Source organism: Vibrio sp. R10-SF1-ISO8, assembly GCF_059833805.1.
Genome location: NZ_JCBDHL010000019.1, coordinates 628,022 through 652,512, shown reverse-complemented (window position 1 = coordinate 652,512; position 24,491 = coordinate 628,022). Strand labels below are relative to the sequence as shown.

The following is a 24,491-nucleotide window of genomic DNA, read 5'->3' as shown; positions in this document are numbered from 1 at the left end:
AGAATCTTGGTGTCTACTTTCCCTACTAAGCATTGAAATATGTATGGTGGTTGTGGAGAGGTATGATAACGATAGCCATAAGTGGGGTCTGTTTGCCCGTTGCAAATATCGAGAGAGCCGTTTTCGATCTGGGTTCCATTTGGGTTTCTATCGGCAAACAGAGGGTATCCGTCGTAACCCCAGCCTATGATTGATGAATCCCCCCATTCCGGCATGGATTCGATCATGCAAACTGGCTTTGCGTGATAGTGGTAATCATCGCCTCGACCTGCATGCCCACCACATTGGTCTAACTGACCAAGCTTTACGGTATCTTTGGCTGATTGGTATCGCTCTGGGTTAAGTTTCCCTTGAGCTGAATAGTCGTAGATTGGGACACCATTGATGGCAATTCCAAGAGCGGCATCTATCGATGTGTAAGATTTGGCTTTCTCAGGAGAGAGTCGGATGGGAGCGACGTATTGACTAGCAGGGACGGGTATCTGCTCGTTTGTCCCTGTAATTCCATTCATTACGTCATGGTCAGGGTACGTATCTGACTGAACATATGCGTAAGTCTCGTCACAAACAACAGAGACATTAGAGAAACCGGCTTTGATAAAGCTCTCTTGTACTTTTGTACACTCAGGGCTATCGATACTGGTTGTTGGCAGTGCTAAGGCAGTTGGGGGCTTACCACGTTTTGGCGTTTTGTCTTTTTTGTAGTGTCTTATCGGGGCTTTAACCACCTCAACTGAAAATTGAGTAGAGAGTTCTAACTTCGCTCTACTTTTGCCTTCAGACGCTGAAGAAAGTGAGGAAACAGCAGTCATAAAAAACGTCAATGAAATTAGTAGTCTGCTGCCCAGGTTCATATCCTAAACCTCTTCTGAAGTGAGAGTTGCCCGACATAAAATCGTGTTGTCAGTCTCTAAATCTGCTGTCCATATTAACTTAGCATCACGATGCCAACGAATTAGGTCGTAGCCACCTTTTGGTTTTACCTTAGATTTTGGAAATGCACTCGCATTCGGCCACTGTCTATCGTCGAATGACGTTGTTTTCCAGTTGTGTGGTTCGGAGGTTATATCGCTCATGCAGTCTTTATTAGGCTGGCTAGATTTTTCGCAGCGCTTGTCGATTGGAGCAATATGGATCGGAAAGCATCGCCAAGCTTCGTTGGAAACTAGCAGAGTTTTGTTATTACTACTGTCAGTGAACTGCGCAATAAATCCGCCATCACCCATCTGTTGCTTTCGAGAACCGATATATTCTAAGCCCGTATCATTTTGTTTGTAGTCTTTTATTACAAAGCTCAGCGTTACGGGCAATGAAGATTGGAAGACAAAACTCTCTGCATTAAATGACCGCTCTGTATTAATGGAGACTGAGTCTTCCATGATCATTTGATCTTCTATGTACATGGCGAACCAGTTGTCTGCCCATACATCTGCTTGAATCTTGACCATTTCAGAACTGCTTGCATATGGCGTTGAAAGTGCAAGTGCAGATATAGCGAGAGTGGAATAGAAGCGAGAGGTCTTTAGCATAAAGTCATCAATCCTTTGACAGCGGTGCTCGCTCAAATAGTAGAACGGGATTTTAACTGTTCAAGATAACCTTCGCTTAAATGTTACTTTGGTCATATTCTCAACCACTTAGACTATCGATACTCGGACACTAACATTGCACGTGTATTTGGTTCTAATGCCTCAAATATATGAGCTTGATCTCCAGGATAGGTAATATAGTCGCCTTCACCGAGTTCATGCTGATCGGATAAGAGCCCTAATCGAGCCCTTCCTTTGACAATGATCATATGTTCAATCACACCGCGATTGTGCGGCTCTGAATGAAACGGCGCCCCCGGTTCGACTTCTAGCCAATAAATATCGCGGCTGACACTCGGAGGGCATGCAGCCAGTAAGGTTGCTTTGTAATCTTCATTCTTCGAGAAAACAGATACGCCTTCACCATAACGGATCACCTTGGTTTTTGCTGACGGTTCTTCTATCAAACGAGAGAAGGGGATATCCAAAACCACGCAGATTGACCATAGGGTTTCGATACTTGGGTTTCCAGAGCCATTTTCAAGCTGAGAAAGCGTTGATTTTGCGATGTTGGCACGTCTTGCCACCTCTGCGATGCTTAGACCAGAGCGCTGCCTTTCTGCACTAAGTGTTGCTGCTATCTGAGCAATTGGTGCTTTATTCATTGTCATAGGGTTCCAAGTTTCCTTACTCTTACTTCACTATGTTCATTATAAAAAACGAATGTACGGTTTGACAAACATTATTCCAGTGTTCAATATATAATCTCATCGTTCATTAAATCGACTGTTTGATTGAGGGATTGGCTGTACGCAATTAAACCAAGAGTAAAAGAGGAAGTTTGTTGTGGAGTATCTATTATCCGTAGCCTTGTTCGCTATTTCATCATCGGTAACACCTGGACCGAACAATATTATGGTGATGACGTCGGGAGTGAATTTTGGTGTTAAAAAAACCTTGCCTCTGCTTTTGGGGATATGCGTAGGCTTTACCATTATGTTGCTATTAGTCGGGCTTGGATTTGGTCAGTTGTTTTATGTGTTTCCCCAGTTAGACTTGGTCATTAAAACGCTCGGAACGGCTTATTTACTCTATCTTGCGTGGCAAATTGCTCAGTCAGGAAATGTCTCAGCGGCAGGCGGTCAATCTAAGCCACTGGGCTTTATGAAAGGCGCATTGTTTCAGTGGGTAAACGGGAAAGCGTGGGTAGTGGCGATTGGCGCCATTTCAGCTTTTACGACCGTTGGCGATACTTACATGTCGCAAAACCTAACGATTGCTATGACTTTCTTTGTGGCTTCCTTTCCGTGCGTCGGAGTGTGGCTGATGTTTGGTTCAGTTTTGAGGCAATACTTGCAAAAACCAAGTTATTTAAGGTTGTTTAATCTCACCATGTCGATTCTGCTAGCCATTTCGGTGTTACCCGTTGTTATCGATATTGCCGCTGAACTGAATATAGTCGTGTAGAGATAAGCCTCGAGTCTTTTCCATTATTAATAATCCCTACTTCACCATTTTGCTACAAGTTTGAGGCGTAATGCATAAGTTGAGATTTGCGTATGACAAGTTTACGTAAATCTGCCATATGTCTCAAAAAGCAAGCTTATAGATGTTGTTTTTTTAACCTAGTGCAAAAGCTCTCGTCGGATGAGTTGATTGAAAATCGCTCAGCTACTAACTCTATTAATCGAGCAGAAGTGGTTTCGATGTTTGAATTTTTGCTCCTTCTTTAAAGTAATGAAGCGAATCAAAGGATGATAAAGGTTAAATAACATCATGAAAAATATTATAAAAATTGCCTCTATAGTCGGGGCTGTTGTGTTTTCTAGTTTCACAAATGCTGCAATAGGTAACTATAAAGTCGTCTTAGTTCATGGTTTTCAATCTGATCAACTCCAGTCTAAACCCGATAGAGCGCAAGTCACTTTAGAGGGGGAAGATTATTGGAAAGAGTACTGGTTGCAATACGCCGATGCTCGTATCGATTGGCCTGCCTACGAACGGGTAGAAGGCAAAATCGCTAGTGATTATGCGTGGCCAAAATTAAAGGAGTTGTCGCAACAAGGCACATGCCAAACCGGCTGTATTTTTGTCACTCACTCTGCTGGTGACTTAGTGACAAGATATCTGCTAGACAATCAGGAGAACTGGCTGACTAATGCGGGATTGACGCCATTGAATATCGTGGCCACGTTTGACTTTGCTGGGGCTGGTGGAGGCTCTGAATTGGGTGACATTGTCATCAATATCATTGAGGGTGGCGGCTTAGCAAACAGCGCGATGCGATATGCGATTTCTCTTTGGTTAGGGGAAATGCCAAACCAGCAAAACTCGGGTGTGCTAAATGATCTAAAGGTTGCCAACGCTCGACAAATCGCAAGGCTATCCGAACATAGGATTCCACGTATTCGCTTTATTGGGAATGGCACAGATTACTTTAAAACGACATCGGCATTTTTGCCCGGTAACGACGACGGTGTCGTAGCAGCACATTCAGCCTGTGGCGCATCAAGTTCTGGGAAATTTGACAGTTGTTCGACAAATTTGGCCATGAACGGAAAGATTTCGAATCAGAGTAAAGGAGTCTCTAGCTTCATGCCGGAGCATTATCCATTAATCATGGGTAATAACTATAGCCATAGCGATGTCGTTGGGTCAAAACATAAAGGTGAGGTGACTTCCAGTGTGAATAAGGTTGAGCTAACGAACGGGCAATATGTTGAGCTAAACACTTATAAAGAGAGTGGCTGGTGGGGAACTAAATACTTGTATGTTAAAGACTCTGCAAAACGCACTATGTCAGAACTAGCCGTCGCTATGAACTAATTGTCCGGAGGCTATGGTTTTGTTCCATAGCCTCGAGCAAAAGGATTGCTCTATGTATTTGAAACACAAGGCCTCTGTTTTGTCTCTGTCGATCGCGATATGTGGTGGAATTATTTGGCTGTATGAACAAGACGAGGAGCTTTCGTTAGAAGCTAACACCTTAGCTGTGCCAGTAAACGCTCAAAGCAGAGCGATAACAAGGCCACAAGTCGAAGAGACAACAGAACAAAAGAGCGCGGATGATGGCGCAAGCACACCTGTTTTGACCTCTTTATCATTGCCTTTAAAGCAAGTCGCTTATATGCATCAACAAAAGCTGCAGTATCCGTCTTATTCTCAGCCAATAACAAGCGTTGATAGCCCATACCTTAACTGGAATGAGTTTATCGAACTGTCTCTCCCTGTGTTGGACGGGAAGTCGACGGCTTCACTAAGTGTTAAGAAGTTCAGGCATTTTTATCCAGATGAAATAGAAGTGGTGCTAAAGACGAGTGAGCCGCTTATTTCCGCTGTACTAGAGGTGGTGTCAGTAGAAGAGCAAAAAGTTTTGGCGTCGCTCCCTTCAGATAGCAAACAATGGAGTATCGTTCCGGACTCGAACTGGCCTGAAGAGATTCGCTTGGTTGCAAACCTTGATTTTGAGCGAGGGGAGGATGTAGTGAGTGCTGACATTCGGCTTTATCATCCTGTCGCTACCATTTTAAGTGTTGGGCAAGGCTATGCGTCTGGCCCTGATATGTTGTTACCAGTGACTCTGGATGTTAGCCAAGCTGGTATCTATCGAATCAGGGCAAACTTGCATCATAGCGAAGGGAAGGCGATTGCATCTTTAGTTCAGAAACAGCATTTATCTGAAGGCGACCAAACTCTTGAACTCAAGGCATTCAAAAGCGTTCTGCCCAAAGGGTCTAATAACTTCGAGTTGAGGAACATCGTTGTTGAAAGAATGTCGGGCTACCCAGGAGAGAAAACTGGCTATGGGCTTTCTGAGTCAGAAAGTTATCCCGTAGGGATATTTAACTCGGAAACCCTTAGTGATGAAGAGTATCAAATGAGTGAACAAGAACGGCAACAGGTGGCTTTTTTAGAACAATTGTTATGATAGCGGCAGCACACCCAATACGGATTTAGTGACTATGCTTTAGGAACAAATACGTGTAAGCGGGTTGTTATGCTAAGTCTACAGAGAATATTAAGAAAACTGTCGATTAGAAACAGATTGCTGTTCGGCTATTTGCTGTTGTTCATAGTCGTGATCAATATTGCTAACCTCGCTAACTACCTGTTAATGAGAGAGGTGGTTAAACAAGGTGTAGAGAAAGAATTAACGTCTGCAACCGAGTCGATCACCAATAACATTGCCAATACAGTCGATATAACGATTCGCAGCTATTTACGTGGTATCTCAGAGCAAAACCTCCAATATGTTGAGTTGTGTTTTCAGCAGTATCAACGTGGTCAGATTACACAGCAAGAAGCAAAGCAAAAGGCAACAAACTTCTTATTGAGCCAATCGATAGGTGAAACAGGATACCCCTATGTCGTCGACTCTTCGGGAGTGATTAGGGTCCACCCCAAACAGCCGCTGTTGAATACCAGCCTAATTTCCTTTGATTTTATTAAGCAGCAAATTGAGCTGAAGAGGGGGTATCTAGAGTATCAGTGGAAAAACCCTGATGAACTGGTTGAGCGGCCAAAAGCTCTGTACATGGTCTACTTTGAACCTTGGGACTGGATCATCACATCTTCCTCATACAGAGAGGAGTTTGCCAGTTTGATCAATATCGATGATTTTAGTGACTCTATCTCTAAGCTAAACTTCGACGAAACGGGTTACTCTTACGTACTGAATCAATTGGGTGACCCTATTGTGCATCCATTCGTAACCGGCAACTTTTATAACGTTACAGATTCCAATGGCAAGCTTTTCGTACAAGAGATAATTCATCAGAAAAACGGCACGATTACTTACACGTGGAAAAATCCCCATGATGAAGGCTATCGAGAGAAGATAGCTGTTTTCAGATACCTACCGGAGTACGATTGGTACATAGTTTCTTCAACCTATGTGGAGGAACTCAACCAACCGCTGGTGGATCTAAAACTTGTACATGTAGCTGTGCTAGTGTTTGCAATCGCTTTAGTGATTCCGTCGAACTTAATTCTTAGCCGCTCAATAGTGTTGCCGTTAAAAGGCATGATGAACTGGATAAGCCAAGCATCTATGAGTAACCATCCGACGTTGATGAAAGACAAATCGGGTTCGACAGATGAACTTGCTCAGCTAACGGTTTACTTTAATCAGTTCTTATCTGATTTAGAAAAAGCTAATCAAAAACTACATAAAGAAATAGATGTTCGTATTGCAGCCCAAAAGCAACTTGAAGATTTAAATGAAAACCTCGAACACAACGTAGCGCAACGCACACTTGAGCTCAAGCAGAGCTTGGAACGACTAAAACAGACCCAAGACCAATTGATAGAATCTGAGAAACTATCAGCACTAGGGGGTCTTGTTGCGGGTATTGCTCATGAAGTTAATACTCCTCTTGGAATTGCAATTACTTCCGCCTCGTTGGTCGCTGATGCGAATAGTGAGCTTAATTCTGCTTTTCAGAATCAAACTCTAACGAGCGATCAATTTGAATCTAATATGCAGCACCAATTAGAGGCTTTGGCCTTATTAAAAGAAAATTTAAATCGCGCTTCTTCACTTGTTCAAAGCTTTAAACAAACAGCAGTGCACCAAACCTCTGAAGCACTGAGTCAATTTGTCGTTAGAGATGTACTCGAGTCATTGATCGCTAGTCTCCACCCTGAAACTCGAAAAGTATCAGTAGAGCCAATGTTAAAAGGCGACTCTAATGTTTCAATGACAAGTCAATCTGGTGCGCTGACACAAGTGTTTTCGAACCTGATTCTGAATAGTATTCATCATGCATTCGATCAACAGCCACAGCCTGAAATAGTGATCGAGTTCTTTGAACAAAGCCAAGATGTGGTATTTGTTTATCAAGACAACGGGTGCGGAGTTGAGCAAAGTTTGCACAAGAAAATCTTTGAACCTTTTTATACTACTCGACGCGGCAGCGGGGGAACTGGAATTGGGCTTAATATGGTTTTCAACTTAGTTACTCAAAAGCTGAAAGGCAAATTGGAGTTCTCTTCAGATAAGGGCGTAAAATTTGTGATTACTCTTCCTAAGCAAAGGGTGTCGGAGGACTAATCCGCACTGCGGGAAGTATGCTTACCTATTTTTTAGAGGTATTTACCCTTCGTTTTTAACAGGTTACATTGTTGAGACCTTAAATCGAAGGAATGAACCATGAGCGCTCATCTAAAACAGCTATGCGGTACCCATCTACCAGGAAATAAAGAGGATTCACCGGCAGAACACTTCAAAAAAATGGCTAAGTGGTGTGAAGACAATGACGTCAGTCATGATGTCTATGGTGAGGGTGAAACCATCCAAGCTTTCGAGCAGAAGGTTGCTGACTTGTTAGGGTATGAAGCTGGGCTTTTTGTGGTCACGGGTACAATGACACAGCCAACAGTATTGGAACTAGTGGCAAAAAAAAAGCGAAACCCAAATGTAGGCATGCACCCATCTAGCCATATTTATGTACATGAAAGACAAGGCTACCAACTTCAAAATCGATTCAATATATTGCCAATAGGCAATCAGTTCCAAACATGGAAGCTCGAAGATCTAAAAGCGTGGCCCGACGAATTGGCTGCGGTTTTGTATGAACTGCCTATGCGTGAAATTGGTGGTCAGCTACCTTCATGGCAAGAACTTGAAGAGATAAAAAGCTATTGTGCGGACAATAGCATTCATTTCCACATGGATGGCGCGCGATTATGGGAAGCGGCTGCTTACTATCAGAAAGAGTACAGAGAAATCGCGCAAGGTTTTGATACAACCTATGTATCCCTTTACAAGGGGGTTAATGGACTTGGTGGTTCTATGCTACTTGGCTCAAAAGAGTTTATTGATTTAGCATCAATCTGGATGAAGCGCCAAGGTGGCAATCTCTATCATCGCACCCCTTACGTGGTTTCAGCAGCGATGCAATTTGATGAAAAGCTAGCCAAGCTGCCCAAACTGTTTGAGCGTACTAAGCAGATATACAAGATTATCGATGAGTTTCCAGCTCTAGCAGTGAATCCTATTCAACCACAATCTAACATGCTTCACCTCATCCTTCCGTTTAGTTGCCATGAAGCCAAAGAACTCCAGCAGGCTTTTGCGACGGAAAAGGGCATATGGTTTGGTAATCCACAAGTGACAGCCAACCCAAATCAGTCAGTTGTGGAATGGTATGTGGGCGACAACCTGCTAGAAATCGAAGATGAAAAGTTAAGAGGTTTCTTTAAGGAACTCATTAACTGAGGGTAATAGTGGTTATAGGTGCCTATGAAATGAAAATTGGAATTGTCAGCGATCAAACAGGAATGAGCATTCACACTATTCGTTATTATGAGAAACAGGGTTTAGTTAAAAAGCCTGTTAAGGATGCTAGCGGTCATCGCTCTTATACCTCAAAAGATGTGGATGTCCTCAATTGGATCTCTTGTATGAAAAACTCTGGTATGTCGCTAAACACCATCAAAAGATATACAGAAGCTTTTTATCAAGGCAATGATTTAGAATGTATCGCATTTCTAGAAGAACACCTTAATCACCTTTATAAACAGCAACAGGATATCGAGCACTATATTGAGGTGACAGAAAACAAAATAAATCGCTTCAAAAACGCTTGACCTAGAGTATGGTCTAGATTGCTAACCTCATTGAACTAACCCAGTGAGGAGAAGCAAAATGGAAGTGAAAGTAGCAATTGTAGATGCGTTTGTTGATGGTGAAAATGGTGGCAACCCAGCGGGTGTTGTTTTAGAAGCAGATGCTTTAAGCGCAGAACAGAAACTAATGATTGCCAAGCAAGTGGGCTTGTCTGAGACTGCGTTTGTTTCAGAGTCGACTTCTGGCGCAGATTTTAAACTCGACTTTTTTACCCCAGATAGGCAAATAGCTCATTGTGGCCATGCCACTATTGCGACTTTTAGTTACCTTTCCCAGCAGGGGCTAATTCCCAATCCAAATACGTCTAAACAAACGATTGATGGAAATCGGCACATCCGAATGGAAGGCGAGTTAGCCTATATGGAGCAGTTAAAACCTCAATATCTCCGCTTTGAAGCCGATGCGGACAACGTTTTAGATGCGTTAGGTCTCACGCAAGACAACATTTTAGCAACACCGATTATCGCGAGTACCGGAAATGCCTTTGCGCTAGTCGGTGTTAAAGATATTGATACCCTAGAAGCCCTTGTGCCAAAGATGGACGTCATTGATGAGCTGTCAGAAAAATATGACTTGATAGGCTTCTATGTATTTACACTGGAAACCAATAAAGCGGAGAGGGATGCGTCAGCACGAATGTTCGCACCTCGCTACGGGATTACAGAGGAGTCAGCGACAGGAATGGCTGCTGGACCGCTTGGGTGTTATTTATATGACTACTTGGGAGTCAAAAAGAACGAGATACATATTGAACAGGGGTATGCGATGACAACACCGTCGCCAAGCTGCATTAAAGTGTTGCTAGCATTTCAAGATAATAGGATTACTTCTTTGCTTGCGGGTGGAATTGGCGTGGTTTCTAGTTCTAAATCTATCGTTTTAGAATAGTGTTAATTAGGAGCTTATTGTCCTGTGCTCTAATCCTGAATAATCAGCCAGTTCATTTATTCACCTATTTGTCAAAAAAAGACCTTTGAGTAGGAAGTGGGCTGGCAAAATCAATCTATGTCGTTGTTATTCTGAGAGGTTGCTAACACGCCAACTTACGAGCTTGATGTATTCTGGATGGAGTCAGGAAAGAGGAATTTATTAATGTCAAAAAGCTCCAAGCTTCACAATGAAGATAAACTGGTAAAAAAGGCACTAGAAATTGGTGAGAAAATGGCAAAGATGCAAGGCTTTGATTTGCCCAAATCGCCACAGCCTGTCAGGGTGAAAGCGGTTTATCTATTTTTGGTTGATGCCAAACAAATTACTCCGTTGCCTGACAGTAAACTTGATGGTGCCAACATCAAACACAGACTCGCGCTTTGGATTCATAGCGCGTTGCCAGATAACGACCCTCTAAAATAAACGTGCTTAAATGGCCTACCTAAGATGTAGGCTGGAGCCTGAGTAGCGCCGCTAACGAAATATTATCTTGAGGGGCAGTGAGCCCCTACTTGCTTTTGTCGTCTATGGCTAAGCCCTGTCGTAACTCTTGGTGTAACGACTCGGGGTCTTTACGCAGTTTGCGAATGAAATCAGAGGGAACTTCGGTTTTCGTATCGTATTTTTCAGACCAATCGATCATCGCTAGCATCATAGGTAGCAAATCTATTCCTTTGTCGGTCAATGTGTAGACAAACTTAGAACGCTTGACAGTATCACGTGTTTTACTGATCAGTCCGTTTGATTCTAAATCCGCAAGTCGACTCGCCAAGATGTTAGTGGAGATGCCTTCACCTGCCTCTAAAAACTCTTGATAGTAATGCCGACCTTTAAACATCAAGTCTCGAAGAATCAGAAAGCTCCACTTATCTCCGAACTGGCTCATGCCAAAGCGAACTGGACAGCCGGACCATTCTTTAGTTTTTTTATCTACCATTCATTAATCGTACTCGTTTTAAATTTAACTTGCAAAATGAAAGTTAATTTTCTAGGGTTATTTTACTTGCAAAAAACAAGTTAAATCCAAGGAGGACACATGAAGCTATACGCAATTGTAGGATCGCCCAACTCTCGTAAAGTGTTGGCGGTGATCAATCATCTAGGACTAGATATTGAAATAGAGTATCTAGATTTGTTTTCTGGGGAGCACAAACAGCCGCAATACCTGAGCCTAAACCCGAATGCCATGGTACCGACGTTAATTAATGGCGATATTTCACTGTGGGAATCTAACGCCATTATTCAGCATTTAGCTGAGACTTCAGGTACAAATGACCTATATCCAAACGACCAAACAGTAAGAGCAGATATCAATCGCTGGTTATGTTGGGAGCTCGCCCATTTCAATCAAGCCTTTGGAACTTTAGCGTTAGAAGCCGTTGCCAAACCCAAATTTATGGGTACAAAAGGCGATGATGCTGTTATTCATTGGGCCGGCCAGAACCTAGTTCGATTTGCAGAAGTATTAGATCAGCACCTACAAGGGCGCCAGTTCATGGTTGGTAATGCAATAACATTGGCGGATTACGCAATGGTGCATGTCGAGTTTTTTAAAGAAAGCATCCCTTTTGATTGGGAACCCTATCCTAACGTCAACGCGTATTTTGAGCGCATGCGTAAGGCCCCCCATTGGGCTGCTACAGCGCCAAGCAAAACTGAAGAGATTGGTAAGTCGACGAAAAGGTAATCCCTTAGTCGATGAGCGTTGAGGCATGGAATAAAAAGGCGAACCATTGGGTTCGCCTTTGACTTACTGTAAGGAAACTTAATCTTCGTAGCTGTCGATGCTTGGGCAAGAACAGATTAGGTTACGGTCACCGTATACGTTGTCTACGCGGTTTACTGTTGGCCAGTACTTCCAAGACTTGGTAGCAGGTGATGGGAAGCAGCCTAGTTCGCGAGAGTATGGGCGATCCCATTCATCTTTCGCTAGGTCTACTTGCGTGTGCGGTGCGTTGACTAGAGGGTTGTTTTCTAGTGGCCACTCACCGTTTTTCACCTTCGCCATTTCTTCGCGGATTGCGATCATCGCTTCGCAGAAACGATCGATCTCTTCTAGATCTTCAGATTCCGTTGGCTCAACCATCAGCGTGCCCGCTACTGGGAACGACATGGTTGGTGCGTGGAAACCGTAGTCCATTAGACGCTTGGCGATATCTTCTTCGCTGATACCTGTTTCTTCTTTCAGTGGACGAATATCAATAATACATTCATGAGCCACACGGCCGTTAGTACCACGATAAAGAACAGGGTAGTGAGGGCGTAGACGCTCCATCATGTAGTTCGCGTTTAGGATAGCGACCTTAGTTGCCTCTGTTAGACCCGCTTCACCCATCATCGCGATGTAAGCCCATGAGATTGGCAGGATAGAGGCACTACCTAGATCTGCTGCTGATACCGCAAAGTCTTCACCTTCGACACCGTTTTCGATGTGACCCGGTAGGAAAGGTGCTAGGTGAGATTTAACACCGATAGGACCCATACCCGGACCGCCACCACCGTGTGGAATACAGAAGGTTTTGTGCAGGTTAAGGTGGGAAACGTCAGAACCAATCAGGCCAGGAGAAGTTAGACCAACCTGAGCGTTCATGTTTGCGCCGTCTAGGTAAACCTGACCGCCAGCCGCATGAACCATTTCACACACTTCTTTCACTTGCTCTTCGTATACGCCATGCGTAGAAGGGTAAGTGATCATGATGCTTGAAAGATTATCAGCATGCTTTTCAATCTTAACTGCTAGGTCTGACATGTCGATGTTACCGTCGTCGTCACACTTAACAACCACGACTTTCATTGACACCATAGATGCCGTCGCAGGGTTAGTACCGTGCGCTGAGCTTGGGATCAGACAGACGTTACGGTGACCTTCGCCACGGCTATCGTGGTAGCGTTGAATCGCGATAAGACCCGCGTACTCACCAGATGCACCAGAGTTAGGTTGTAGAGAGAAATCATCGTAGCCTGTGATTTCACATAGCTTCTCTTTAAGATCTTTCGCTAATGCTGAGTAACCCGCCGCTTGCTCGATTGGCGCGAATGGGTGGATAGAACCAAACTCTGGCCAAGTAACCGGGATCATTTCAGCGGCTGCGTTAAGTTTCATTGTACAGCTGCCCAGTGGGATCATACCGTGAGTCAGCGAGAAGTCTTTGTTCTCAAGCTGTTTCAGGTAACGCATCATCTGCGTTTCACTGTGGTGAGTATTGAATACTGGGTGAGTGAGGTACTCAGACGTACGGCGAAGTGCTTCTGGGATCGCTGCAAACTCGTTGCCTGCGATCTCTGAAGATAGAGTACTAACTTCTTCTTTCACACCAAAGACAGCGAATAGTGCTTCAATATCATCCGTCGTCGTTGTTTCGTCTAAGCTCACACCTAGCTTGCCTTGAAGTAGGCGTAGGTTGATATCAGCCGTTTGCGCTTTTGCGTATAGCGCTTCAGTCTTATCAGCAGTATTGATAGTGATGGTATCGAAGAAGCTATTGTGAGCGAGCTCGAAACCAGACTTAGTCAGGCCAGCCGCTAGAATCGCAGTCATATGATGTGTGCGACGAGCAATCGTACGTAATCCTTCTGCGCCGTGGTACACCGCGTAGAATGACGCCATGTTGGCTAATAGTGCCTGAGCAGTACAGATGTTAGACGTCGCTTTCTCGCGGCGGATGTGCTGTTCACGAGTCTGCATTGCCATACGCAGTGCTTGGTTACCGTTGGTATCGATAGAGACACCGATAACACGACCAGGCATAGTACGCTTGTGTTTATCACGTGTTGCCATGAATGCTGCGTGTGGACCGCCGTAACCCATAGGAACGCCAAAGCGCTGAGCTGAGCCGATAACTACGTCCGCGCCCATTTCACCAGCAGGTTTCAGTAGCGCAGATGCAAGAAGATCAGTTGCTACAGTAACCAGGGTTTTGTTTGCTTGCGCTTTCGCAATGATATCCGTTAAGTCGCGAACTTCACCGGTTGTACCTGGGTACTGAACAAGTGCACCAAACACGTCTTGCTCTGGAAGAGATTCTAGTGAGCCTACTTGAACATCAAAGCCGATGTATTTAGCACGAGTTTTTACAACTTCCAGCGTTTGAGGGTGAACATCGTCTGCTACAAAGAAGACTTTACTCTTGCTCTTACCAGCACGCTTACATAGCGTCATCGCTTCGCCAGCCGCCGTTGCTTCGTCAAGAAGTGACGCGTTAGCAATGTCCATTGCTGTTAGGTCCATCACCATCTGTTGGAAGTTAAGTAGCGCTTCTAGACGACCTTGAGAAATTTCTGGTTGATAAGGCGTGTATGCTGTGTACCAACCTGGGTTTTCAAGTACGTTACGTAAGATAACGTTTGGCGTGAATGTGTTGTAGTAACCTTGACCGATGAAAGTACGCTTAATTTGGTTTTGGTCGGCAAACTCACGCATCGCAAACAACATGTCTGCTTCGCTTTTTGCTTCCGCAAGAGTCATTGGTTTTTCTAAGCGAATTTGCGCTGGAACGGTTTCTTCAATCAACGCATCTAGGTTTGCTACGTTGATTGCTTCCAACATTTTTTGTTGGTCTGATTTGTTTGGGCCGTTGTGGCGAGCAACGAACTCGTTTTGTGTGCTGAGGCTTTGAAGTAATTCAGTCATTGTCCTTTACCTACTCCGTAGTCCGGGTAATGGATATCATTACTGATATATCTAATTATACGTCCGAACTTAGAAAAAAAGCTGCCACCCGAGTCGGGGGCAGCTTTCTGCATCTTCCTAATTACTCGTCTTCGATTGAGTTTAGGTACTCTTCTGCGTCTTTAAGGTTGTCTAGTTCAGATGCGTCAGACATCTTCACTTTAACAATCCAGCCGCCTTCAAAAGGTTCTTCGTTAATAAGCTCTGGGCTATCTTCTAGTTCTTCGTTGATCTCTACGATTTCACCAGTGATTGGCGCGTAGATGTCTGAAGCTGCTTTTACAGACTCAACCAGAGAGAAGCTATCGCCCGCTTCGATTTCATCTTCTACTTCAGGTAGGTCAACGAATACTACGTCACCTAGCATTTCTTGAGCGTGCTCTGAAATACCGATAGTTACTGTGCCGTCACCGTTGTCACGTACCCACTCGTGGCTATCTGCAAACTTCAGTGTTTTGTCCATTGCTTAATCTCCAAAAAATAACTTTGATTAATTTGTTTATTGGTAAAGTGGGAAGCGAGCACACAGTGTTTTCACTTCTTTGCGAACGCGTTGTTCTACTTCTGCGTTGCCTTCAGGGTTATTTACTAGCCCATCTAGTACGTCGCCAATCCAATTACCGATGAGTTTGAATTCTTCAGCGCCAAAGCCGCGGCTTGTACCCGCAGGCGTACCCAAACGGATGCCCGATGTAATCATAGGCTTCTCTGAATCGAATGGGATGCCATTTTTGTTACATGTGATCCCTGCACGCTCTAATGCTTCTTCAGCTTTGTTACCTTTCAAGCCCTTAGGACGAAGGTCAACCAACATTAGGTGCGTATCTGTTCCGCCAGTCACAATGTCACAACCGCGAGTTTGCAACACTTCAGCAAGAACTTTTGCGTTATTGATCACTGAATCGATATAAGTTGAAAATTCAGGACCTAATGCCTCGCCAAATGCAACCGCTTTTGCTGCGATAACGTGCATTAGAGGGCCACCTTGAAGGCCAGGGAATACTGCCGAGTTGATTTTCTTGATGATGTCTTCGTGGTTAGTCAGAATCATACCGCCACGAGGGCCGCGCAGTGTTTTGTGCGTTGTTGTCGTGACAACATGCGCATGCGGAATTGGGCTAGGGTGTGCACCTGTCGCGATAAGACCAGCAATGTGCGCCATATCAACCATTAGGATGGCATCAACTTCATCCGCGATTTCACGGAACTTAGCGAAATCGATAGTACGAGGAATTGCACTACCACCTGCGATGATCATTTTTGGCTTATGCTCAACAGCAAGCGCACGAACGTCTTCGTAGTTGATTTCTAGAGTTTCACGGTCAACGCCGTATTGAACTGCATTAAACCATTTGCCTGACAGTGCAGGGCGCGCACCGTGAGTAAGGTGACCACCCGCATCGAGAGACATACCTAAGATGGTATCACCAGGTTGAAGTAGAGCCAGTTTCACAGCGCCATTCGCTTGCGCGCCAGAGTGTGGCTGAACGTTTACATATTCACATTTAAACAGTTGCTTAGCGCGTTCGATTGCAATCGCTTCAACTGTATCGACGTGTTCACAACCACCGTAATAACGACGGCCAGGGTAGCCTTCTGCGTACTTGTTGGTTAGGCAAGTGCCTTGAGCTTGCATTACCGCTTTAGAAACAATGTTTTCAGAGGCGATAAGTTCAATTTGTTCGTTTTGACGCGTGAACTCCGCTTGGATTCCAGCAAAGACAGCGTCGTCAGTAGCAGCAAGGTTAGTAGAGAAAAAATTCTCTAGGCTGTGATTTTGAAACGGTTTGTTCATGGTAGATGACCTTCCATTCATGCCAACGAGATTCTTATGTTGTTCATTATTCTCGTTAGTTCTACTTCTATTACTACTCTTAACAAGGTAAGAGCAGGGTGAATTTCCAACCCCAAACGGTGGGGAAAACCGAAACTGAGCGTTAAAACAGTCAAACACTGAGTTCGGAAATAACATCTCTACAACTAACAAGTTGGTAACATAGCGGTTGTAGCAAGAACAATCAACCAAAAATTTCCTATTGGAAACAAGGTTTCTAATTTTGTTAACGAGAGCACGGTTTATTTCTTGTTCGGCGCTTTCTTCCACTATCTGCTTCGTGCACAATGAAAATGAAACAGGAAGTCGCAGTAATAAGTAGAGGGAAGCATGCCCGAAGATATCTATGATGAGTATCCATCTTTGACTCTTGCAAAAGAGTCAGTGGACGAGAATATTGAGCCATTAAAGCTCGGCCAGAGAATTAAAGACATTCGAGGCAAGCTTGGGTTAACGTTAGAAGAGGCCAGTCAGCGCACCGGATTAGCGCGTTCTACGTTAAGCAAAATAGAGAACGAGCAGATTTCGCCGACCTTCCAAGCTATGCAAAAATTAGCGTTGGGCTTACAGATAGATATGCCGCAACTCTTTGAACCGCCAAGAAAAAAAGTCGCGACAGGTCGTCGAGATATCACCAAGGCGAATCAAGGCAAACCCCATCCGACCCCGACTTACGAGCATGAACTTTTGGCGACACAACTATCTAATAAAAAGATGATGCCCTTTAAGAGCCAGGTTCACGCGCGCAACTTTGAAGAGTATGGAGATTGGGTCAGACATGACGGAGAAGAGTTCCTTCTTATCTTATCTGGTTCAGTGATGTTTTACTCTGAATTCTACGAACCCGTAGAGATGAATGAAGGCGATAGTGTTTATTATGATGCAAATATGGGTCATATGTTGATATCGACCAGTGAACAAGATGCACACATTCTTTGGGTCACTGCGAAATAATGTAGATTTAATGTGAATTTCTTATAGTGAATGCAACCGTTTGCCTTCATTTTGTTAGAGTATGATTTAGCGCCATTTTGGATGGTTTATATCCGAAATGGCGTTTTTGTTTTTTCTGTTTATTGTGAATATGATGTTAAATGTCACATTTTGAATGTTCATCGTTAGGTTAAGAGTGCAAAAAATCTTCACTCATGTTTATTATTGGAAACAAGGTTTCCTCGAACGGAAAACGAACCTGATTAAATGGAGACAACAATGACTCAAGAACTACTTAAAACCCCTCTACACGCACTGCACGTTGAAGCTGGTGCGAAGATGGTTCCTTTCGCTGGCTACGATATGCCTGTTCAATACAAGCTTGGTGTTAAGAAAGAGCATTTACATACGCGTGATGCAGCGGGTCTGTTCGATGTTTCGCACATGGGGCAACTACGCTTACACGGTGAGGGCGCGGCAGCATTCCTTGAGTCATTAGTTCCTGTCGACATTGTTGATTTGCCACAAGGCAACCAGCGCTATGCTTTCTTTACCAATGAGCAAGGCGGCATCATGGATGACTTAATGGTGGCTAATCTAGGCGACCATCTATTTGTTGTTGTCAATGCAGCATGTAAAGAACAAGACATCAATCATCTAGAAGCGCATTTACCATCAGGTGTTGAGCTAGAGACTATTGATGATCGCGCATTGTTAGCACTACAAGGCCCTAAAGCGGTAGATGTGCTTAAGCGTTTCAATGCCGAAGTTGCTGACATGCTGTTTATGGATGTGAAGAAGCTAGAGATTTTGGGTGTCGAGTGCATCGTTAGCCGCAGTGGTTACACGGGTGAAGATGGCTACGAAATCTCAGTACCAAATTCACATGCGCAAGAGTTGGCGCAAAAGCTAACTGACGAAGAAGAAGTTGAATGGATTGGTCTGGGCGCACGTGATTCGCTTCGTCTAGAGTGTGGCCTGTGCTTATACGGACATGATCTTGATACAACAACGACACCTGTAGAAGCAAGCCTTCTTTGGGGTATTCAGAAAATTCGTCGTACAGATGGTGAGCGCGCTGGTGGTTTCCCAGGTGCCGACATCATTCTGAAGCAAATTGAAACTAAAGATGTTTCACGCAAGCGTGTTGGCTTAGTTGGGCAAACTAAAGCGCCAGTGCGTGAAGGCGCTGAGCTGTTTGACGCGGAAGACAACAAAGTCGGCGTAGTAACCAGTGGTACAGCAGGCCCTAATGCCGGTAAACCGGTATCAATGGCGTACGTACGTGCTGACCTTGCCGCGATTGGTACAGAACTGTTTGCTGATGTCCGTGGTAAAAAACTACCTATGACGATTGAAAAAATGCCATTTGTACCACAGCGTTACTATCGTGGTTGAATATTGTAAGATATCATACATGAATGTGTTAAACCTCTCCTATTGAGAGGTTTTTTTATTTCTGTCGTTAATGTTAGTGAATAGTGTGAGTAAGTTTCAACTTTTTGTCTCATATCGCTTTCAATTCTTTAAAAGGTTTTATGTAGTACGTATCCTGTTCTGTGAAGACTCTTAAGAGAGTCTATATGTCGATTGAATGATCTAAATAGATGGGCTTAGTGAATAGGATGACTTATGAGAAAGATTTCGATAGTACTTTCTTGTTTATGGGCGGCAAATGCGTATGGCGCTAATGTTACCCCATTTATAGTAAACGGTAATGACGTCAATGTGAGTGTTCACCCTTCATTTGCCAGCTTGTTTTATGATCGCATTGACTACGACGGTCGTTATAGTTCTGGACCTTATTGCGGAGCAACCCTGTTAAATAGCCAGTATGTGTTGACTGCAGCACACTGCATTTACGGTTCAACTCAGAATCAACTTTTTACTTCTGTCGTCCCTCAATTGCAAGATGAGAAGGATTTTCCTAACTCCGTGCTGCAACGCGTCATGGTTAACGAGTTCTACTACCCTAGTAATTACAATGATAGTACGCTTGCAAATGATATTGCTATTCTGAAACTCGCATCGCCAATAACTGCTGTAACAAGTTATGCAACGCTTGGTACGATAGGTGATGAGGGCACTTATAGGCAGACTAGTCCAGTTCAAGTGTTTTATGCGGTTGGTCACGGTAATACTCAAACCAATATCGATGCCACCACTTATCTACAAAGAACCCAGCTCCAGTATGTTCCAAATGCGAACTGTAATGTCTATACCAGCGCGAATACTAGTGCCAATCTGTGTATGAAAGGAGCGGCTACGGTCGTTTATGATAATGCAACCTGTCAAGGTGACTCGGGAGGTCCATTATATTGGGATATGTCGGGTAGCTTTGTTCAAGTTGGAATTACGAGCTTTGGCCCTCAAACTTGCGGTAACCCTGCTGTAGCGGCAAACTCGATATTTACGGAAGTTTCTGATCATAGAGACTGGATTACGTCAGTACTAGCGGGAAATGAGGCTCCTCAAGTGACGGTAACAGACGCTCAGCGAAATGCTCATCTAAATCCTAGCTCTGGGGACTCTGGCGGTGGCTCTCTAGGTCTCGTCTTTCTAACTCTATTAGGCTTCGTTGAATGGAGACGCAGCAAATAACTACCCAATGATCTGACGCACTTCTTACATCGTAATCTAAACTTAAAAGGTGATTACAATGTAGGAAGAAAGTATGAAAGCGTCAGCTCGGTTGTTTTGCCTGCTATTGTTTACCAAGTTAAGCTATGCCATTGAAGTGACTCCTTATATCGTCAATGGCAGCGACGCTAATATAGTCAATTATCCTTCCTTCGCGAGTCTGTTTTTCCGCAATGGTAACGTCTACAGTACTTCTGCGTTTTGTGGCGCGACCATGATTAATTCTCAGTATGTTTTAACAGCAGCGCACTGTGTTTATGGTGACGACAACTTAATGTTATACACCGTTGTCGCCCCCCAACTAGATGATGAAAGTAATTTCCTCTCTAATCAACAAGCCAAGGCTTTAGAATTCTACTATCCAGATACTTATATTGATTCATCAGCAGAGCTTTGGCCTGATGACATTGCAATAATTAAGTTGGAAAATCCATTGGCGGTAGCCGATTACTCGTCTTTGCTCAATGTGACAATCAACAATGCATTTCCCGGAGGCGGAGATTATAAAGCCATCGGGCATGGCTTAATTGAGGGTAACGTCTCTGGTGGTACAAACTTACTTGAAACGGCTCTTATCTATGTTGATACCGCTACATGTCAGGCGGAATACGGCAGCAAGCTGACTTCAAGTCATTTATGCTTCAGTGGTGCAATTAACGGTGGCTACCGTAACTCTACCTGTCGAGGAGATTCAGGAGGGCCAGTTTATTGGTACAATGGATCCCAGTACATCCAAATTGGTATCACAAGTTTCGGCCCTACTACCTGTGGAGATACAAGCGTAAATGCCACTTCCATTTTTACTGATGTGCATGACTATCAAACGTGGATATCAAGAGTAATTAATGGACTGGAAACACCAAAAGCTTATGTGACCACAATCAACGGTGTGAGGACCTTAATCAACAACGATTCTGGTTCGAGTGTGTCCGTCAGCGGTGGTGGCGATGGCGGTGGTTCTTTAGGTGTGTTAAGCCTGCTATACCTTCTAGTAGTACTTTTAGTACGTCGCGATTCGATAATGTCCTTACGAGTATTCATTTAACATTGTTCTTACAAATGAGAATGGCTTATTAATTCATTGAAACTATGGGCTGTTTTTGCTGAACAGCTCTTGAATGAGTAGATTGCTGTGTTGACTATTTCTTCCTAAACGATAGTTTTAAATCATCGGTAAGTCGTTTAGGGATCGCCACGATGAATAATGATATCTACAGAATTACGCTTATTTCTGATGTAACGATGCAATCAAAACTGCTGAAAGATTCTTTGGAAAAAGGGCTCTCGCTACAAGTCACTATGGTTACGTCAGATGCCTTAGAAGAGATGGAAGAAGGCTGTTCACTTTTAGGCAACCTAGTACTTATCGATTACCACTACCTTGATGACAGTAAGTTCGAGTCGTACAACCAAGCGAAAATAGCTGGTCAATACACAGTCAAAGAAATTGTATTCAACTGCCCGACTGAAGCGCCTTCAAGCCATTTGTTTAAATGGCGTAATCTAGTCGGAGTTTTCTATGTTGATGATGAAGTTTCTTTGCTTCTCAAAGGCATGGAAAAGATCATGAACGATGAGATGTGGTTATCGCGTAAAGTTGCTCAAGACTACATTGAACACTTCCGCTGCGCCAACACGGTCACGACTTCTCAAGCATACGCAAATTTGACTAAACGAGAAAAAGAAATCATGCGCTTGCTCGGGCATGGTGCTTCCAATATTCAGATTGCGGAAGAGCTGTTTGTCAGTGAAAACACGGTGAAAACGCACTTACATAATATCTTTAAGAAAATTAACGCTAAAAACCGATTACAGGCCCTGCTGTGGGCAAACAATAATATTGCTTTAGAAGAGCGAGTGTAATCGCGCTAATAGTTAATTTTCCTTGCCAGGCCAAGCAACAAGCTTGGCCTTTTTTATTGAAAAACTTCGACGATAAACAACAAATTACCTTGCATAGTTGGATGGCGCAATGAGGCTAAACTACGCTTAGTAAAGTGAGTGGTTAACCATTAGGTGTCGAATGGCAGACAAAGAGCTGATTTCATTGCTCTGGTTGCTAGGGTGTACCTGTATTGCGTTGTTTATGCAGGCAGGATTTACCTTGATTGAGACTGGCAGTGTACGTGCTAAAAACTCAGTCAATGTCGCGATGAAAAACCTTGCCGATTTTATTGTCGTGACGGTGGCTTATGTCGTGTTTGGCTATCATCTGAGCCAGGGCGAGAGCTTGCTCTCTTTTACAACTCTAGCTATGGATAATGAGCACTTACCGAAACTGCTATTTAACGTCATGTTTGTCACGACCGCAGCGACGATCGTTTCTGGATGTGTCGCAGAACGAATGAGTTACAAAGGTTATATCTATACGTCCTTTCTCATCGCTGTAATCACCTACCCAATAGCCTCATACTGGACATGGAACCCATACTCTTGGCTTAACTCAAGCGGCTTTTATGACTTCGCAGGTGGGGCAACCGTACATGTTGTAGGCGGGATAGTCGGTTTGGTGGGGACTATGATCGTCGGGCCGAGAAAAGGCCGCTTTGAAAAGAAGACAGTTCGAGAAATCCCTTCTTATAGCCATACGCTAGTCACTTTGGGCGTATTCTTAATGCTGTTTGCTTGGCTTGGATTTAACGGAGGGAGCCTATATACCTTTGATCTGCGAGTACCGAAAATTCTGTTCAACACTTTAGTTTGCGGTGCTATTGCTGGATGTACGACTTTGCTCTGGTTACATCACTATAGGTATGTTCCGGTCTTTGTTGTTCTCAATAGTGTTCTTGGTGGTTTGGTGATCGTCACGGCGGGTGCCGACATTATGGGAATCGTCGACTTATTGCTACTAGGTATGTTTGCATCAGCGAGTGTCATTTTAGGCGACCGACTATTGATCAAAGCGAAAATTGATGATCCGGTGGGGGCGATTCCTGTCCACCTATTCTGCGGTGTTGTTGGAACATTGTATGCGGGGTTCAAACTGGGATGGATGGAGAGCCATGACCTAGTCAATCAATTACTCATTCAAGCCATTGGCTTAGTGATGGTGACGGGTTGGGCGGCACTCAATGCTGTTGCCATATTTATGTTATTGAGAAAAATGCACTTGGATCGTGTGACTGAAAGCGAAGAGGAGGTGGGTCTCAATGTCAGTGAGCATGGCGTCAGAATGAGTTGGCTGGAAACTGTGAATACCATTGAGCAAATAAGCCAGCATGGGGACTATTCACGACGGGTTCCGATTGAATTTGGAACTGAAGCGGGTGATGTGGCGATTTCATTTAATAACTTGATGGATCGTCTAGAGAGCAACATTGATGTACTCCACCAGGTTGCTAAAGGTAACCTCGAAGATCTAGATGTGACGCCGAGCAGTGACAGGGACATTATGTCCAACTCACTAAAAACAATGATCGTTGGGTTGCGATCATTGATCGATGATGTTGAAGGCCAATTACAAAAACAAGTTTCTTCGGGAGATACTCACACTTTGCAAGCGTTAATCGAACGCTTTAAGCGCACTCAAGATCAGCTCATGGAAGCTGAAAAAATGTCTGCGTTGAGCGGTATGGTGGTGGGGGTTGCACATGAACTGAATACGCCTTTAGGGGTCTCGGTCACGAGTTTATCGATTTTAAATGAACGACTGTTTTCGATACAAAAAAGCTTCGTGGATAAAACGATTTCTCAGGACGATCTCACCGAGTTCCTCTCAGTGGCCAACCAATGTATGGAGATGCTTATCGCTAACATCAATCGCTCTGTTGAGTTGGTGAGTAAGTTGAAAAGTGTCGACCAGAAAATGACCGTCGAAGAACCCAAGTTGATTGAGTTGTCGCAACTGTTTTCAGACGTGTTAACTCACACAGAAGAGTTATTTGATGAACACAATATCTCTGCCCGATTAGAGTGCGATGAGAAACTTCGCGTTTACGTTGCACCGATTTCGTTGGCGTGTGTTATTGAGGAGCTTTTAACCAATAGCGCATTACATGCATTCTCTGACGAACAGAGCTCCCAGCGCGAGGTTAAGCTGGTTGCTAGCCAAGATCAGAAACATACCTATATCTACGTTGAGGACAACGGTAAAGGGATCAGTGAGCAAGATCAGTCAAAAATTTTCCAACCCTTTTTCACGACACTTAGAGCTAGAGGTGGAACAGGACTAGGGATGCACATGGTTTACAACATATGTACTCAGAAACTAAGCGCAAACATTGAAGTGGAGAGCGCCTTAGGCATGGGAACGAAATTTGTTATTACTCTTGAAAATCGAATTGGACCGGAAGAGTGAGCATTTGCTTGAGAACAAATACTCACTAG

At 44.0% G+C, this 24,491-nt stretch carries 22 protein-coding genes; 15 read left to right on the top strand and 7 right to left on the bottom strand.

The window, feature by feature from the left end:
• The 3 genes from AC6R00_RS17970 to AC6R00_RS17960 all read right to left on the bottom strand — a co-directional run.
• Positions 1 to 812: YHYH protein (locus AC6R00_RS17970; RefSeq protein ID WP_500641433.1), on the bottom strand; the 812-nt coding region annotated here is incomplete at its 3' end.
• Between the two features lie 45 nt (positions 813 to 857).
• Positions 858 to 1,529, bottom strand: coding sequence for a PEBP family protein (locus AC6R00_RS17965; RefSeq protein ID WP_367939254.1), 672 nt, complete (start codon positions 1,527 to 1,529; stop codon positions 858 to 860).
• Positions 1,530 to 1,642: 113 nt separating this feature from the next.
• Positions 1,643 to 2,194 carry a helix-turn-helix domain-containing protein gene (locus tag AC6R00_RS17960; protein WP_004749450.1) on the bottom strand — a complete coding sequence of 184 codons (552 nt, stop codon included), beginning with the start codon at positions 2,192 to 2,194 and terminating at the stop codon, positions 1,643 to 1,645.
• A gap of 181 nt (positions 2,195 to 2,375) precedes the next feature.
• Between AC6R00_RS17960 and AC6R00_RS17955 the strand changes: the two genes are divergently transcribed.
• From AC6R00_RS17955 to AC6R00_RS17920, 8 genes are all read left to right on the top strand, one after another.
• Positions 2,376 to 2,996 (top strand): LysE family translocator, encoded by a 621-nt coding sequence (locus AC6R00_RS17955; protein ID WP_004744014.1) that lies wholly within the window; start codon positions 2,376 to 2,378, stop codon positions 2,994 to 2,996.
• Between the two features lie 309 nt (positions 2,997 to 3,305).
• Complete coding sequence (locus AC6R00_RS17950; RefSeq protein WP_500641432.1) at positions 3,306 to 4,355, top strand: hypothetical protein; 1,050 nt, start codon at positions 3,306 to 3,308, stop codon at positions 4,353 to 4,355.
• A 52-nt stretch (positions 4,356 to 4,407) separates the two neighbouring features.
• Positions 4,408 to 5,457 (top strand): hypothetical protein, encoded by a 1,050-nt coding sequence (locus AC6R00_RS17945; RefSeq protein ID WP_500641431.1) that lies wholly within the window; start codon positions 4,408 to 4,410, stop codon positions 5,455 to 5,457.
• A gap of 69 nt (positions 5,458 to 5,526) precedes the next feature.
• Positions 5,527 to 7,581 carry a sensor histidine kinase gene (locus AC6R00_RS17940; protein WP_500641430.1) on the top strand — a complete coding sequence of 685 codons (2,055 nt, stop codon included), beginning with the start codon at positions 5,527 to 5,529 and terminating at the stop codon, positions 7,579 to 7,581.
• A 99-nt stretch (positions 7,582 to 7,680) separates the two neighbouring features.
• Complete coding sequence (locus AC6R00_RS17935; protein WP_500641429.1) at positions 7,681 to 8,748, top strand: threonine aldolase family protein; 1,068 nt, start codon at positions 7,681 to 7,683, stop codon at positions 8,746 to 8,748.
• Positions 8,749 to 8,777: 29 nt separating this feature from the next.
• Positions 8,778 to 9,119 carry a MerR family transcriptional regulator gene (locus AC6R00_RS17930; RefSeq protein ID WP_004744019.1) on the top strand — a complete coding sequence of 114 codons (342 nt, stop codon included), beginning with the start codon at positions 8,778 to 8,780 and terminating at the stop codon, positions 9,117 to 9,119.
• 58 nt (positions 9,120 to 9,177) lie between these two features.
• Positions 9,178 to 10,047: a PhzF family phenazine biosynthesis isomerase gene (locus AC6R00_RS17925; protein ID WP_494503820.1), complete on the top strand. Its 870-nt coding sequence runs from the start codon at positions 9,178 to 9,180 to the stop codon at positions 10,045 to 10,047.
• A gap of 204 nt (positions 10,048 to 10,251) precedes the next feature.
• A complete protein-coding gene (locus AC6R00_RS17920; protein WP_004744021.1) occupies positions 10,252 to 10,512 on the top strand; it encodes a DUF5062 family protein in 261 nt (86 codons plus the stop codon).
• 85 nt (positions 10,513 to 10,597) lie between these two features.
• Here the strand turns inward: AC6R00_RS17920 and AC6R00_RS17915 are convergent, their stop codons facing one another.
• A complete protein-coding gene (locus AC6R00_RS17915) occupies positions 10,598 to 11,026 on the bottom strand; it encodes a winged helix-turn-helix transcriptional regulator (protein WP_494503819.1) in 429 nt (142 codons plus the stop codon).
• Positions 11,027 to 11,125: 99 nt separating this feature from the next.
• On the opposite strand from AC6R00_RS17915, the gene AC6R00_RS17910 reads away from it, so the two are divergent.
• Positions 11,126 to 11,776, top strand: a complete 651-nt coding sequence (locus tag AC6R00_RS17910) for a glutathione S-transferase family protein (RefSeq protein ID WP_500641428.1) — start codon at positions 11,126 to 11,128, stop codon at positions 11,774 to 11,776.
• 78 nt (positions 11,777 to 11,854) lie between these two features.
• Here AC6R00_RS17910 and gcvP read toward each other — a convergent pair whose 3' ends face one another.
• The 3 genes from gcvP to AC6R00_RS17895 form a co-directional block, all read right to left on the bottom strand.
• Complete coding sequence (gene gcvP, locus AC6R00_RS17905; RefSeq protein ID WP_500641427.1) at positions 11,855 to 14,719, bottom strand: aminomethyl-transferring glycine dehydrogenase; 2,865 nt, start codon at positions 14,717 to 14,719, stop codon at positions 11,855 to 11,857.
• 121 nt (positions 14,720 to 14,840) lie between these two features.
• Complete coding sequence (gene gcvH / locus AC6R00_RS17900) at positions 14,841 to 15,221, bottom strand: glycine cleavage system protein GcvH (RefSeq protein WP_004744041.1); 381 nt, start codon at positions 15,219 to 15,221, stop codon at positions 14,841 to 14,843.
• A 36-nt stretch (positions 15,222 to 15,257) separates the two neighbouring features.
• Positions 15,258 to 16,553: a serine hydroxymethyltransferase gene (locus tag AC6R00_RS17895; RefSeq protein ID WP_500641426.1), complete on the bottom strand. Its 1,296-nt coding sequence runs from the start codon at positions 16,551 to 16,553 to the stop codon at positions 15,258 to 15,260.
• Between the two features lie 369 nt (positions 16,554 to 16,922).
• On the opposite strand from AC6R00_RS17895, the gene AC6R00_RS17890 reads away from it, so the two are divergent.
• The 6 genes from AC6R00_RS17890 to AC6R00_RS17865 all read left to right on the top strand — a co-directional run bounded on the left by AC6R00_RS17890 (position 16,923) and on the right by AC6R00_RS17865 (position 24,462).
• Complete coding sequence (locus AC6R00_RS17890) at positions 16,923 to 17,546, top strand: helix-turn-helix domain-containing protein (protein ID WP_239824188.1); 624 nt, start codon at positions 16,923 to 16,925, stop codon at positions 17,544 to 17,546.
• 258 nt (positions 17,547 to 17,804) lie between these two features.
• Positions 17,805 to 18,923: a glycine cleavage system aminomethyltransferase GcvT gene (gene gcvT, locus AC6R00_RS17885; RefSeq protein ID WP_500641425.1), complete on the top strand. Its 1,119-nt coding sequence runs from the start codon at positions 17,805 to 17,807 to the stop codon at positions 18,921 to 18,923.
• Positions 18,924 to 19,157: 234 nt separating this feature from the next.
• Positions 19,158 to 20,126: a S1 family peptidase gene (locus tag AC6R00_RS17880; RefSeq protein WP_500641424.1), complete on the top strand. Its 969-nt coding sequence runs from the start codon at positions 19,158 to 19,160 to the stop codon at positions 20,124 to 20,126.
• Between the two features lie 73 nt (positions 20,127 to 20,199).
• Complete coding sequence (locus AC6R00_RS17875) at positions 20,200 to 21,210, top strand: S1 family peptidase (RefSeq protein ID WP_500641423.1); 1,011 nt, start codon at positions 20,200 to 20,202, stop codon at positions 21,208 to 21,210.
• Positions 21,211 to 21,362: 152 nt separating this feature from the next.
• Positions 21,363 to 22,028, top strand: a complete 666-nt coding sequence (locus AC6R00_RS17870; protein ID WP_500641422.1) for a LuxR C-terminal-related transcriptional regulator — start codon at positions 21,363 to 21,365, stop codon at positions 22,026 to 22,028.
• A gap of 160 nt (positions 22,029 to 22,188) precedes the next feature.
• Positions 22,189 to 24,462, top strand: a complete 2,274-nt coding sequence (locus tag AC6R00_RS17865; RefSeq protein WP_500641421.1) for an ATP-binding protein — start codon at positions 22,189 to 22,191, stop codon at positions 24,460 to 24,462.
• Positions 24,463 to 24,491: the final 29 nt, after the last annotated feature.

Coding starts and splice junctions, on each gene's coding strand:
- AC6R00_RS17910 (WP_500641428.1), top strand. CDS start 11,126: ATGAAGCTATACGCAATTGTAGGATCGCCCAACTCTCGTAAAGTGTTG.
- AC6R00_RS17935 (WP_500641429.1), top strand. CDS start 7,681: ATGAGCGCTCATCTAAAACAGCTATGCGGTACCCATCTACCAGGAAAT.
- AC6R00_RS17950 (WP_500641432.1), top strand. CDS start 3,306: ATGAAAAATATTATAAAAATTGCCTCTATAGTCGGGGCTGTTGTGTTT.
- AC6R00_RS17865 (WP_500641421.1), top strand. CDS start 22,189: ATGGCAGACAAAGAGCTGATTTCATTGCTCTGGTTGCTAGGGTGTACC.
- AC6R00_RS17870 (WP_500641422.1), top strand. CDS start 21,363: ATGAATAATGATATCTACAGAATTACGCTTATTTCTGATGTAACGATG.
- gcvP (WP_500641427.1), bottom strand. CDS start 14,719: ATGACTGAATTACTTCAAAGCCTCAGCACACAAAACGAGTTCGTTGCT.
- AC6R00_RS17930 (WP_004744019.1), top strand. CDS start 8,778: ATGAAAATTGGAATTGTCAGCGATCAAACAGGAATGAGCATTCACACT.
- gcvH (WP_004744041.1), bottom strand. CDS start 15,221: ATGGACAAAACACTGAAGTTTGCAGATAGCCACGAGTGGGTACGTGAC.
- AC6R00_RS17925 (WP_494503820.1), top strand. CDS start 9,178: ATGGAAGTGAAAGTAGCAATTGTAGATGCGTTTGTTGATGGTGAAAAT.
- AC6R00_RS17965 (WP_367939254.1), bottom strand. CDS start 1,529: ATGCTAAAGACCTCTCGCTTCTATTCCACTCTCGCTATATCTGCACTT.
- AC6R00_RS17960 (WP_004749450.1), bottom strand. CDS start 2,194: ATGAATAAAGCACCAATTGCTCAGATAGCAGCAACACTTAGTGCAGAA.
- AC6R00_RS17895 (WP_500641426.1), bottom strand. CDS start 16,553: ATGAACAAACCGTTTCAAAATCACAGCCTAGAGAATTTTTTCTCTACT.
- AC6R00_RS17915 (WP_494503819.1), bottom strand. CDS start 11,026: ATGGTAGATAAAAAAACTAAAGAATGGTCCGGCTGTCCAGTTCGCTTT.
- AC6R00_RS17875 (WP_500641423.1), top strand. CDS start 20,200: ATGAAAGCGTCAGCTCGGTTGTTTTGCCTGCTATTGTTTACCAAGTTA.
- AC6R00_RS17880 (WP_500641424.1), top strand. CDS start 19,158: ATGAGAAAGATTTCGATAGTACTTTCTTGTTTATGGGCGGCAAATGCG.
- gcvT (WP_500641425.1), top strand. CDS start 17,805: ATGACTCAAGAACTACTTAAAACCCCTCTACACGCACTGCACGTTGAA.
- AC6R00_RS17940 (WP_500641430.1), top strand. CDS start 5,527: ATGCTAAGTCTACAGAGAATATTAAGAAAACTGTCGATTAGAAACAGA.
- AC6R00_RS17920 (WP_004744021.1), top strand. CDS start 10,252: ATGTCAAAAAGCTCCAAGCTTCACAATGAAGATAAACTGGTAAAAAAG.
- AC6R00_RS17890 (WP_239824188.1), top strand. CDS start 16,923: ATGCCCGAAGATATCTATGATGAGTATCCATCTTTGACTCTTGCAAAA.
- AC6R00_RS17945 (WP_500641431.1), top strand. CDS start 4,408: ATGTATTTGAAACACAAGGCCTCTGTTTTGTCTCTGTCGATCGCGATA.